The sequence below is a fragment of the Streptomyces sp. NPDC050145 genome (genome assembly GCF_044460245.1).
Taxonomy (GTDB): domain Bacteria; phylum Actinomycetota; class Actinomycetes; order Streptomycetales; family Streptomycetaceae; genus Streptomyces.
Genome location: NZ_JBITJS010000015.1, coordinates 206886 through 219458, shown reverse-complemented (window position 1 = coordinate 219458; position 12573 = coordinate 206886). Strand labels below are relative to the sequence as shown.

Here is a 12573-nt window from a genome sequence, read left to right as displayed (position 1 = left end):
GCAGTTCCCCGCGCCCCTGAAATGCAGACGCTTCGCGTCGCATTTCCCCGATGAGGCGCAGCCTCATCAGGGGCGCGGGGAACTGCGCGACCAGCCACGACGGCGGGATAGCCGGACGAGGTGGCGGATCCCCCCGGGACGGGCACCGCACCGCAGGTCAGGCCCCCACCCCCGCAACCCCGCGATGGCGCAATACAACGGCAACACCACCACCCCGCACCCCCGGCTATCGTCCGTCGCATGCCCGCCGCAGACCGCGTACGAGAATCCACCGGAGCCGGGGCGACCACCGTCGCCGCCCGCCGCCGGCGGCTCCGTGCCGACCAGGCCCGGCAGCTCGCCGACCTGCTGCGCCACCAGATCCTCGCGGGCCGCTTCCCGGACGGCACCCTGCCGCACGAGGAGTCCATCGGCGCCGACTACCGCGCCTCGCGCAACACCGTCCGCCAGGCGCTCGACCTGCTGCGCGCCGAGGGACTCGTGGAGCGCAGGGCCGGCGTCGGCACGACCGTGTGCGCCCTCAAGTACGCCCACGGCCTCGACCGGCTGATGGGACTCGCCGAGACCCTGCACGAACACGGACCGGTCACCAACGAGGTCCGCACCATGGGCCCCGTCACCGCTCCCGCCCCGGTCGCCGAACGGCTCCGGCTGCCACCGGACACCGACGTCCTCTACATCGAACGGCTGCGCCGCCTCGGCGGGCTGCCGCTCTCCCTCGACCTCACCTACGTTCCGCTCGACATCGGCGCCGGACTCCTCGGCGCCGACCTGGAGAACACCGACGTGTTCCGCCTCCTGGAGTCCCTCACCGGACAGCCGCTCGGCCACGCCGACATCACCCTGGAGGCCGTCACCGCCGACGCGCACTCCGCGGCCGTGCTCCAGGCCCCGCGCGGCGCCGCCGTGCTGATGCTGGAACGCCTCACGCACCTGGCCGACGGACGCCCCGTCGACCTGGAGTTCATCCGCTTCCGCGGCGATCGCATCACCATGAGCGGCCGGCTGCCCCGCGCGCTCTGACGCACCCCTGCCGCACTCCTTTCCGCCCTTCCCTGGAGACAGCCATGCCCTTGGCGCCCCAGCGGGCCGACGTGCCCGTGACCATCGACGAGTCGAAGTGCATCGACGGCTGCACCCTGTGCGTCGACATGTGCCCGCTGGACTCCCTCGCCATCCACCACGACAGCGGCAAGGCCTACATGCACGTCGACGAGTGCTGGTACTGCGGCCCGTGCGCGGCCCGCTGTCCCACCGGAGCCGTCACGGTCAACATGCCCTATCTGCTCCGGTGAGAGGCCCGAACTCCCATGAGAAACACGACAGTCGCCCGCACGGCCGCGACGCTCGCCCTGCTCGCCCCGCTGGCCGCCTGCGGCGCCGCGTCGGCCGGCGACGACCCGACGGTCACCGTGACCGTCGGCTACCAGTCCAAGACCGTCAACACCGTCACCGCCGGCACCTTGCTGCGCTCCCTCGGCACGTTCGAACGTGAGCTGAAGAAGCTCGGCGCGCGGGACGGGGTCACGTACGAGGTGAAGTGGCAGGACTACGCGACCGGCGCCCCGATCACCGCCCAGATGACCGCCGGGAAGATCGACATCGGGTCGATGGGTGACTTCCCGCTGCTGCTCAACGCGGCCCGCGGCGCCCAGCTGGGCCGGCCCACGAAGCTGGTCTCCGTCACCGGCTACAACCTGCGCGGCGGCCTCAACACCGTGGTGACCGCCCCCGGTTCGAAGCTCGGATCGCTGTCCGACCTGCGCGGCAGGAAGGTCTCCACCAGCATCGGGTCCGCCGCCGACCGCACCCTCGTGCGCGCCCTGCGGCGTGCCGGGATCGACCCCGACCACGACATCGAGAAGCTCAACCAGCAGCCCGCGGTGGGGGCTTCGGCACTCACCGCGGGCAGCGCGGACGCCCTGTCGCAGTTCGTGGCCTGGCCCGGGCTGCTCGCCCACCAGGGCAAGGCGAAGGCGCTGTACGACGGAGCCGAGCTGAACCTGCCGACCTTCCACGGCGTCACCGCCCGCGCGGACTTCGCGAAGGAGCGCCCGGCCGTCCTGGAGGCGTTCCTGAAGGCGCAGGCCGCCGCGACGGACTACCTGGACGAGCATCCGGTGCCCGCCGCCGAGAAGGTCGCCCGCGCCACGGGCCTGCCGGCGGAGGTCGTCTACCTCTACAACGGCGCCCACGGCATCGCCACGTTCGACCCGGCGCTCAAGCCCCGGCTCGTCGCGGCCCTGAAGAAGGACGTGCCGGTCCTGAAGTCGGCGAAGCTCGTCGGCGACGTGGACGTCGACGCGTTCGTCGACGACCGGTACGTGCGCCGCGCCCTCGGCGCCGGTGCCTACGCCCGGCGGCTGTCCGCGACGCCGCCGCCGTCCCGCTCCGAGGTGTGGCCGAAGGGCGCCTCGCGCACCCTGGAGTTCGGCACTCCCACCGCGCTGCTGCGCCACGTCGCCGCCCACCGCTCCGAGGTCCGCGCCGCGTACGTGCCCGACGCCCGCACCGGCACGCTCTGGTTCGCCGACCGGGCCGTGTGGGTCGCGGACGGCGAGCGTCTCGTCCCGTTCGTCACCCCGTCGGGAGCGCGCGCGTACGTCTCCGGTCACGCCGGGGCCCGCCTGCTCGCCTCGTACGCGGACGCCCTGAAACGGGCCGCCGCGTGAACCGGGCCGCGCGGGCCGCGCTCCGGCTCGGCTCGCTCGCCTGCGCCCTCGGCGCCTGGCAGTCGCTCACCTCGCTCGACGTCGACGTCTGGCTGCGCTTCTCCCAGTTCCCCACCGTCACCGACGTCGCGCACGCCTTCGGCGCCCGGCTCGGCACCGGCGCCTACTGGCAGGACGTGACCGACAGCCTGCGGCGGATCGTCACCGGCTTCCTGCTCGCCGCGCTCGCGGGCGTCGCCACGGGCACCGCCGTGGCCCGCTCCCGGGTCGCCGAGGACCTGCTCGGGCCGCTCCTCGAAGTCGTCCGGCCGATCCCGGCGATCGCGCTCGTGCCCGTCGCCATCCTGCTGTTCCCCAGCAACGAGCAGGGCATCGTCTTCATCACCGGCGTCGCCGCCTACTTCCCCGTCCTCGTCGCCACCCGGCACGCCGTGCGCGCCCTCACGCCCGTCTGGGAGGAGGCCGTACGCACCATGGGCGGCGGACGGTGGCGGGTGCTGCGCTCGGTCGTCCTGCCCGGGGCGCTGCCCGGGATCCTCGGCGGCCTGTCCGTCGGCATCGGCGTCTCGTGGATCTGTGTGATCTCCGCCGAGATGATCTCCGGCGAGTACGGCGTCGGGTACCGCACCTGGCAGGACTACACGGTCCTCGACTACCCCGGCGTGTTCGTCGGCATGGCCACCATCGGGGTGCTCGGCTGGGCGACCTCGACCGCCGTGGAGCTGGCCGGACGCCGGGTCACCCGCCGGCTGCCCGGCCGCACCCCCACCCCCGCGCACCCGAAGGGGGCGAGCACCCGTGCCACCCACCTCGTCTGACTCCGGCGCCCGCATCGCCCTGCGCGACGCCACGCTCGGCCGGCCCGGCGCCCCGGCCCTGGCCGGGGTGAGCGTGGACGTCCACCCCGGGCAGGTGCTGACCGTCGTCGGTCCCTCGGGCTGCGGCAAGTCGACCCTGCTGCGCACCCTCGCCGGGCTGCTCCCGCCGCTCGGCGGGCAGGTCACCGTGGACGGCGTGCCCGTGCGCGGACCCGGTGCCGAACGGGCCCTGGTCTTCCAGGAGGACGCCCTCCTGCCCTGGCGCGGGCTGCGCGCCAACGTCGAACTCCCGCTCGCCATCGCCGGGCAGGGCCGGGCCGCGCGCCGTGAGCGGGCCGCGCACTGGCTGGCGCGCGTCGGGCTCGACGGCCTGGAGCGGCGGCTGCCGCACCAGGTCTCCGGCGGGCAGCGCCAGCGCGTCCAGCTGGCCCGCGCGCTGGCCGGGGCGCCACGTGCCGTCCTCATGGACGAGCCGTTCGGCGCGCTCGACGCACGGACCCGCGCCGGCATGCAGGACCTGCTCGTCGACGTGTGGCGCGACACCCGCGCGAGCGTCGTCTTCGTCACCCACGACGTCGACGAGGCCCTGTTCCTCGGCGACCGGGTCGCGCTGCTCGAAGCGGGCCGGCTCACCGCCGTCCACGACGTGCCGCACCCGCGCGAGCGGGCCGCCCGGGACGCCCCCGCCACCTCCGAACTGCGCCGCACCGTCCTGTCCGCGCTCGGTGCGCGCAGCGAGTTCGGCGCGCCCACCCCCGAAGAAGCCCCACTGTCGTGAAAGGCCCCGCCATGGACATCCCCGCACTCGCCGACGCCGAGGAACTGACCTGCGACGTCCTCGTGATCGGGGGCGGCACCGCAGGAACCATGGCCGCGCTGACCGCCGCCGAGCGCGGTGCGGACGTGCTGCTCCTGGAGAAGGCGCACGTGCGCCACTCGGGCGCCCTGGCCATGGGCATGGACGGCGTCAACAACGCGGTCGTCCCCGGCCGGGCCGAACCCGACGACTACGTCGCCGAGATCACCCGCGCCAACGACGGCGTCGTCGACCAGTCCACCGTCCGCCAGACCGCCACCCGCGGCTTCGCCATGGTCCAGCGCCTGGAGTCGTACGGCGTGAAGTTCGAGAAGGACGAGCACGGCGAGTACGCGGTCCGCCAGGTGCACCGGTCCGGCTCGTACGTGCTGCCCATGCCCGAGGGCAAGGACGTCAAGAAGGTCCTCTACCGGCAGCTGCGACGGCGCGAAATGCGCGAGCGCATCCGCATCGAGAACCGCGTCATGCCCGTCCGGGTCCTCACCGCCGAGGGCCGCCCGGTCGGCGCGGCCGGTTTCCACACCCGCACCGGACGGTTCGTCACCGTCCGGGCGGGCGCCGTGATCCTCGCGACCGGCGCCTGCGGCCGCCTCGGCCTGCCCGCCTCCGGCTACCTGTACGGCACCTACGAGAACCCCACGAACGCGGGCGACGGCTACGCCATGGCCTACCACGCGGGCGCCGCGCTGACCGGCATCGAGTGCTTCCAGATCAACCCGCTCATCAAGGACTACAACGGCCCGGCCTGCGCCTACGTCGCCAACCCCTTCGGCGGCTACCAGGTCAACCGGCACGGCGAACGCTTCGTCGACTCCGACTACTGGTCGGGCCGGATGATGGCCGAGTTCGCGGCCGAGGTCGCCTCCGACCGGGGCCCGGTCTACCTCAAGCTCAGCCATCTGCCCGAGGAGTCCGTCGCCGCCCTCGAAGGCATCCTGCACTCCACCGAACGCCCCACCCGCGGCACCTTCCACTCGGGCCGCGGCCACGACTACCGCACGCACGACGTGGAGATGCACATCTCCGAGATCGGCCTGTGCGGCGGCCACTCCGCCTCCGGCGTTCGCGTCGACGACCACGGCCGCACGACCGTGCCCCGCCTGTACGCCGCCGGCGACCTCGCCTGCGTCCCGCACAACTACATGATCGGCGCCTTCGTCTTCGGCGATCTGGCGGGCGGCGACGCGTCGCGGTACACGGCCTACGAGGGCGAGCTGCCGCCCGACCAGCTGCGCGCCGCCCACGAGTTGATCTACCGTCCGCTGCGGCACCCGGACGGGCCGCCCCAGCCCCAGGTCGAGTACAAGCTGCGCCGCTTCGTGAACGACTACGTGGCGCCGCCCAAGTCCGGCGCCCGGCTCTCGCTCGCCCTGGAGCACTTCGAGCGGATGCGCACCGACATCGCCGCCATGGGCGCCCGCACCCCGCACGAACTCATGCGCTGCGCCGAGGTCTCCTTCATCCGCGACTGCGCGGAGATGGCCGCCCGCTCCTCCCTGGCCCGCACCGAGTCCCGCTGGGGGCTCTACCACCAGCGCACCGACCACCCCGGGCGCGACGACTCCGGCTGGCTCCACCATCTGGATCTGCGCAAGTCCCCCTCCGGCGCCATGGAGTTCACGGCGCGCCCCGTCGAGCCCTACCTCGTCCCCGTCGACGAGTTCACCCCCTCCGGCGGCCCGTCCCGGCACCTCGGCGAGGTGCACGCCCTGCCGGTCGCCACGGCGGGCGCCCGCGACATCGCGCCGACCGGTTCCGCCACGCCCCGAGCCACCACCGCCCCGGACGAACCCGTAGTCGCCGCCTCCCACTCGCCCCGCCTCCTCGAACTCAACGCCCTGGCCGAACGCGACCTCGAACTCGCCGACCTCACCCCCTACTTGACCGACCCCGACGCCACCGTGCGCCGGGCCGCCGTCGCCACCCTCACCGAGACCGCGCCGCCCGGCACGGGCCCCGCCCTGGCCGGCGCACTCGCCGACGACTCCCCCGGCGTACGCGCCGCCGCCTGCGCCTCACTGCAAGAACTCGTCGAGGTCCTGCCGCCGGACCCCGCGCTCGCCACGGCCCTGACCGACGCCCTCCACGCGCCCGACCCACTCGTGCGGGCCACCGCCCTGGACGTCCTGCGCGCCCTGCGCCTGGGCGCCGCCGACGCCTACCTCCGGCTGCTCGACGACCCCGGCATCGAGGTCCGGATCGCCGCCGTCCGCGCCCTGGTCTCCGTCGACGCCCAGGACGCCCTGGCCTCGGCCCGCACCGACCCGGCGCGCGAGGTGCGCGTCGCCGTCGCGCGCGGTCTCGCCGCGCCCGACGCGCTGGCCCCGCTGCTCGACGACCCCGACGCCCTGGTCCGCGCGGCGGCCTTCGGCACGCTCGGGGTCGTGGGGTGCCCGCCCCCGCACACCGACCCCGCCGTCGCGGCTCTCGCCGACCCGGCCTGGCAGGTGAGGGCGGGCGCGGCCGCCGCGCTGGGCTCCGCCGCGCCGGGCCCTGCCGTGCGGGCCCTCTCCGGGGCGCTGGCCGACGCCAACGCCGATGTCCGCAAGGCCGCGGTCCTCGCTCTACGGCGCCATGCGGGCGTCTCCGCCGGCGCGCGGGATGCGCTGGCGCGGGCGGTAGGGGACGCTGACGCGGACGTCAGGGCGTATGCGTCCCGCGCGACCCGGGTGGCGCCGTAGCTCCGCCTCTTCGTCGCCGGGTGCCGCCCGGTGGGGCTTCTCGCGCAGTTCCCCGCGCCCCTGAGATGCGCACTTCGTGCGCCATCTCAGGGGCGCTTCTCATCGGGGAAATGCGACGCGAAGCGTCTGCATTTCAGGGGCGCGGGGAACTGCGCGACCAGCCCCCACCGGACCCGCAGACGAAACCCGCCCCCCAGGGTCACCAGTCGATGTCCTCCGGCGGCTCGGCCTCGTCGAAAGGCTCGGGCTCCGGCGCGGGCGAAGGGCCCTCAGGCGCCGCGGCACCGTCAAGACCGGCCAGAACGGAGAGCACGCCCTCCCCCCACGTCGCGAGCTTCTTCTCGCCGACACCCCCGATCGTGCCGAGTTCCGCGACCGACGCCGGACGGCGCACCGCGATCTCCCTCAGCGTCGCGTCATGGAAGATGACGTACGCCGGGACCCCGTTCTCCTTCGCCTGGGCGCCCCGCCACGCGCGCAGCGCCTCGAAGACGGGCACCAGCTCGGCCGGAAGCTCGGCGGCGGCAGCGGCGGCCGCGCCTCCGGACTTCGACCGCCGGGCCCGCGGAGCGGACACCGGCTTCGCCTCCTTGCGCAGCCGCACCTCCCGCTCCCGCCCGAGCACGGACCCGCTCTCCTCGGTGAGCACGAGCGTCCCGTACTCGCCCTCGACCGCGATCAGCCCCTGCGCCAGCAACTGCCGCACCACGCCCCGCCATTCAGCCTCGGCCAGCTCCTCGCCGATACCGAACACGGAGAGCTGGTCGTGGTCGAACTGGATCACCTTCGCGGTGCGCTTGCCGAGCAGGATGTCGATGATCTGGCCCGCACCGAACTTCTGCCGCCGCTCCCGGTCGAGCCGCACCACGGTGGAGAGGATCTTCTGCGCGGCGACGGTCCCGTCCCAGGTCTCCGGCGGGGTCAGGCACGTGTCGCAGTTGCCGCAGGACTCGGTGGCCTCCTGCCCGAAGTACGTGAGGAGCTGGGCCCGCCGGCACTGCGCCGTCTCGCACAGCGCCAGCATCGAGTCGAGGTGCGAGGAGGCCCGGCGGCGGAACGCCTCGTCGCCCTCCCCCATGTTGATCAGCTTGCGCTGCTGCACGACGTCCTGGAGCCCGTACGCCATCCAGGCCGTGGAGGCGAGGCCGTCACGGCCCGCGCGGCCGGTCTCCTGGTAGTAGCCCTCGACGGACTTCGGCAGGTCCAGGTGGGCCACGAAGCGCACGTCCGGCTTGTCGATGCCCATGCCGAACGCGATGGTCGCGCAGACGACGAGGCCCTCCTCGCGCAGGAACCGCGACTGGTGCGCCGCACGCGTGCCCGCGTCGAGGCCCGCGTGGTACGGCACGGCCTCGATCCCGTTCTTCGAGAGGTACTCGGCGGTCGCCTCGACCGACTTGCGCGACAGGCAGTAGACGATGCCCGCGTCGCCCTCGTGCTCGGCGCGCAGGAAGGACAGGAGCTGCTTCTTCGGGTCGGCCTTGGGGATGATCCGGTACTGGATGTTGGGCCGGTCGAAACTCGCGACGAAGTGCCGGGCGTCGGGCATGCCGAGCCGCTGGGTGATCTCCTGGTGCGTCGCGTGCGTCGCGGTCGCCGTCAGCGCGATGCGCGGCACGTCCGGCCAGCGCTGCCCGAGCACCGACAGGGTGAGGTAGTCGGGCCGGAAGTCGTGACCCCACTGCGCCACACAGTGCGCCTCGTCGATGGCGAAGACGGAGATCTTGCCGCGCGAGAGCAGGTCGAGCGTGGCGTCGAGGCGCAGCCGCTCGGGCGCCAGGTACAGCAGGTCCAGCTCGCCCGCGAGGAACTCGGCCTCGACCGTGCGGCGCTCGTCGAAGTCCTGCGTCGAGTTCACGAACCCGGCGCGCACGCCGAGCGCCCGCAGCGCGTCCACCTGGTCCTGCATGAGCGCGATCAGGGGCGAGACGACGATGCCCGTACCGGGTCTGACCAGGGCCGGGATCTGGTAGCACAGCGACTTTCCGCCGCCGGTCGGCATGAGCACGACCGCGTCGCCGCCGCTCACCACGTGCTCGATGACCGCTTCCTGCTCACCGCGGAAAGCGCCGTAGCCGAACACCCGGTGGAGCGTGGCGAGGGCCTCGCTCTGCACGGCCTCGCGCTCCGTCACCTCAGTCATACCCTCTGTCCCGTCGTCATCCCCGACCCCTTGCCTCGACCTCTGCCTCGACCTCTCCACCCACGATAGGGGGCCGGACCGACAACCCTCGAAGTTATCCACAGGCTCGGGACACGGCTCGGGACACGGCGCGGCACATGCCGGTGCCCGGCACCCCCTCCCAAGGGCACCGGGCACCGGAACACACGGTCGAACGAGGACCGCGCTACCGCACGAACACCCCGGCCTGGCTCGCCAGGTCCAGGAAGTACTGCGGCGCGAGGCCCAGCACGATCGTGACCGCCACACCCACACCGATCGTCGTCATGGTCAGCGGCGACGGCACGGCCACGGTCGGGCCGTCCGCCTTGGGCTCGCTGAAGAACATGAGGACGATCACGCGGATGTAGAAGAACGCGGCGATCGCGGACGAGATCACACCGACCACGACCAGACCGCCGGCCCCGCCCTCGGCCGCCGCCTTGAACACCGCGAACTTTCCGGCGAAGCCGGAGGTCAGCGGGATGCCGGCGAAGGCGAGGAGGAAGACGGCGAAGATGGCGGCGACCAGCGGCGAGCGCCGGCCGAGCCCCGCCCACTTCGACAGGTGCGTCGCCTCGCCGCCCGCGTCGCGCACCAGCGTGACGACGGCGAAGGCACCGATGGTCACGAAGGAGTACGCGGCGAGGTAGAAGAGGACCGACGAGACGCCCTGCGGGGTCGTCGCGATGACACCGGCGAGGATGAAGCCGGCGTGCGCGATCGACGAGTACGCGAGGAGTCGCTTGATGTCGGTCTGGGTGATGGCGACGACCGCACCGGCGAGCATCGTGACGATCGCCACGGCCCACATGACCGGCCGCCAGTCCCAGCGCATCCCCGGCAGCACCACGTAGAGCAGCCGGAGCAGGGCGCCGAAGGCCGCGACCTTGGTGGCCGCCGCCATGAAGCCGGTGACCGGCGTCGGGGCACCCTGGTAGACGTCGGGCGTCCACATGTGGAACGGCACGGCGCCGACCTTGAAGAGCAGCCCCATGACGACCAGCGCCATGCCGATGAGCAGCAGCGCGTCGTTGCCCATGGTGTCGGCGAGGGCCGGGTTCACGTTCTGGACCGTGCCGTCGACGACCTCGGCGAGCGTGGCGTACGAGACGGAGCCCGCGTAGCCGTACAGGAGCGCGATGCCGAAGAGGGTGAACGCGGAGGCGAAGGCGCCGAGCAGGAAGTACTTGACCGCGGCCTCCTGCGACATGAGCCGCTTGCGGCGGGCCACGGCGCACAGCAGGTACAGCGGGAGTGAGAAGACTTCCAGGGCGATGAACAGCGTCAGCAGGTCGTTCGCCGCGGGGAAGACCAGCATGCCGCCGATCGCGAACAGGGCGAGCGGGAACACCTCGGTGGTGGTGAACCCGGCCTTGACCGCGGCCTTCTCGCTGTCGCTGCCGGGTACGGCGGCGGCCTGCGCGGCGAACGAGTCGACGCGGTTGCCGTGCGCCTCCGGGTCGAGCCGGCGCTCCGCGAACGTGAAGATCGAGACGAGTCCGGCGAGCAGAATGGTCCCCTGGAGGAAGAGGGCCGGTCCGTCGACGGCGATCGCGCCCATGGCCGCGATGTGTGCCTTGGTCGTCCCGTATCCGCCGGCGGCGAGGCCGACGACGGCCGCGAACGCGGCGGCGATCGCGACGATCGCCAGGAACGCCTGCGCGTAGTAGCGCTGCCTGCGCGGGACGAAGGCCTCGACGAGGATGCCGAGGACTGCGGCGCCGATCACGATCAGCGTCGGGGACAGCTGCGCGTACTCGATCTTCGGCGCGTCGATCTTCGTGATCGGGTCAGCTGCCGCTGTCCACAGGGTGTGGACGGTCGGGGCACTCACGAGAGCACTCATTTGTGAGCCGCCTCCACTTCCGGCTTCGGGTCCTTCTTGTGGACGTCGGACAGGGTGTGCTTGACCGCCGGGTTCACCAGCTCGGTGAGCGGCTTCGGGTACACACCGAGGAAGATCAGTACACCGATCAGCGGGACCACGACCGCGAGCTCACGCACCCTGAGGTCCGTAATGCCCTCGGTCGACGGCTTCACCGGGCCGGTCATGGTGCGCTGGTAGAGGACCAGCGTGTAGAGCGCGGCGAGGACGATGCCGAAGGTCGCGATGATCCCGATGACCGGGTAGCGCGTGAACGTGCCGACCAGGACCAGGAACTCGCTGACGAACGGGGCGAGTCCGGGCAGCGACAGGGTCGCCAGGCCGCCGATCAGGAAGGTGCCGGCGAGCACCGGGGCGACCTTCTGCACGCCCCCGTAGTCCGCGATGAGGCGGGAGCCGCGGCGCGAGATGAGGAATCCGGCGACCAGCATGAGCGCGGCCGTCGAGATGCCGTGGTTGACCATGTAGAGCGTCGCGCCGGACTGGCCCTGGCTGGTCATCGCGAAGATGCCCATGATGATGAAGCCGAAGTGCGAGATCGACGCGTAGGCGACCAGGCGCTTGATGTCGCGCTGGCCGACGGCGAGCAGTGCCCCGTAGACGATGCTGATGAGCGCCAGTACGAGGATCACCGGCGTCGCCCACTTGCTGGCCTCCGGGAAGAGCTGGAGGCAGAAGCGGAGCATCGCGAAGGTGCCGACCTTGTCGACCACGGCCGTGATGAGCACGGCGACCGGGGCCGTGGCCTCGCCCATCGCGTTCGGCAGCCAGGTGTGCAGCGGCCACAGCGGGGCCTTCACCGCGAAGGCGAAGAAGAAGCCGAGGAAGAGCCAGCGCTCGGTGCTGGTGGCCATCTCCAGGGAGCCGTTCGCCCGGGCGGCGACGATGTCCTGGAGCGAGAAGGTTCCCGCGACCACGTAGAGGCCGATGACGGCCGCCAGCATGATGAGGCCGCCGACGAGGTTGTAGAGGAGGAACTTGACCGCCGCGTACGAGCGCTGGGTCGCGGCCTCCTTCTCGCCGTGCGGGCCCGCGCGGTCCCCGAAGCCTCCGATGAGGAAGTACATCGGGATGAGCATGGCTTCGAAGAAGATGTAGAAGACGAAGACGTCGGTGGCCTCGAAGGAGAGGATCACCATGGCCTCGACCAGGAGGATCAGGGCGAAGAAGCCCTGCGTCGGCCGCCACCGTGAGCTGCCGGTCTCCTGGGGGTCGGCGTCGTGCCAGCCGGCCAGGATCACGAACGGGATCAGCAGCGCGGTCAGCGCGACGAGCGCCACCCCGATGCCGTCCACGCCCAGCTCGTAGCGGACGCCGAAGTCCTTGATCCAGGCGTGGGACTCGGTGAGTTGGTAGCGGTCGCCGGTCGGGTCGAAGCGGACCGCGACCACCGCCGCGACCGCGAGTGTCGCGACCGAGAACAGCAGCGCGAGCCACTTGGCCGCGGTGCGCTGTTTCGCCGGCACGGCGGCCGTGACGATCGCCCCCACGGCCGGGAGCGCCGCCGTCGCTGTCAGCAGAGGAAAGGACATCGGT

9 protein-coding genes are annotated in these 12573 nt (G+C 72.5%); 6 read left to right on the top strand and 3 right to left on the bottom strand.

The window, feature by feature from the left end; genetic code table 11:
- The first annotated feature begins 240 nt into the window (after positions 1 to 240).
- Genes ACIBTU_RS28760 through ACIBTU_RS28735 form a run of 6 tightly spaced genes read left to right on the top strand, consistent with a single transcriptional unit; the run spans position 241 to position 6988 of the window.
- On the top strand, positions 241 to 1023 hold the full coding sequence (locus tag ACIBTU_RS28760; protein WP_399129421.1) for a GntR family transcriptional regulator: 783 nt from the start codon (positions 241 to 243) through the stop codon (positions 1021 to 1023).
- Between the two features lie 44 nt (positions 1024 to 1067).
- Positions 1068 to 1295: a ferredoxin family protein gene (locus ACIBTU_RS28755; RefSeq protein ID WP_255971869.1), complete on the top strand. Its 228-nt coding sequence runs from the start codon at positions 1068 to 1070 to the stop codon at positions 1293 to 1295.
- A 15-nt stretch (positions 1296 to 1310) separates the two neighbouring features.
- Complete coding sequence (locus ACIBTU_RS28750; RefSeq protein WP_399129420.1) at positions 1311 to 2672, top strand: ABC transporter substrate-binding protein; 1362 nt, start codon at positions 1311 to 1313, stop codon at positions 2670 to 2672.
- Positions 2669 to 3490 (top strand): ABC transporter permease, encoded by an 822-nt coding sequence (locus ACIBTU_RS28745; RefSeq protein WP_399129419.1) that lies wholly within the window; start codon positions 2669 to 2671, stop codon positions 3488 to 3490. Before ACIBTU_RS28750 ends, ACIBTU_RS28745 begins: the two co-directional genes overlap by 4 nt.
- The gene (locus tag ACIBTU_RS28740) at positions 3471 to 4268 is read left to right on the top strand and encodes an ABC transporter ATP-binding protein (RefSeq protein WP_399129418.1); all 798 of its coding nucleotides are present in this window, start codon (positions 3471 to 3473) and stop codon (positions 4266 to 4268) included. Before ACIBTU_RS28745 ends, ACIBTU_RS28740 begins: the two co-directional genes overlap by 20 nt.
- 11 nt (positions 4269 to 4279) lie before the next feature.
- On the top strand, positions 4280 to 6988 hold the full coding sequence (locus ACIBTU_RS28735; RefSeq protein ID WP_399129416.1) for a fumarate reductase/succinate dehydrogenase flavoprotein subunit: 2709 nt from the start codon (positions 4280 to 4282) through the stop codon (positions 6986 to 6988).
- Positions 6989 to 7187: 199 nt separating this feature from the next.
- Here ACIBTU_RS28735 and recQ read toward each other — a convergent pair whose 3' ends face one another.
- The 3 genes from recQ to ACIBTU_RS28720 all read right to left on the bottom strand — a co-directional run bounded on the left by recQ (position 7188) and on the right by ACIBTU_RS28720 (position 12569).
- On the bottom strand, positions 7188 to 9131 hold the full coding sequence (gene recQ, locus ACIBTU_RS28730) for a DNA helicase RecQ (RefSeq protein WP_399129415.1): 1944 nt from the start codon (positions 9129 to 9131) through the stop codon (positions 7188 to 7190).
- Between the two features lie 205 nt (positions 9132 to 9336).
- Positions 9337 to 10986, bottom strand: a complete 1650-nt coding sequence (gene nuoN / locus ACIBTU_RS28725) for an NADH-quinone oxidoreductase subunit NuoN (protein WP_399129414.1) — start codon at positions 10984 to 10986, stop codon at positions 9337 to 9339.
- Positions 10987 to 10994: 8 nt separating this feature from the next.
- A complete protein-coding gene (locus ACIBTU_RS28720) occupies positions 10995 to 12569 on the bottom strand; it encodes an NADH-quinone oxidoreductase subunit M (RefSeq protein WP_399129413.1) in 1575 nt (524 codons plus the stop codon).
- Positions 12570 to 12573: the final 4 nt, after the last annotated feature.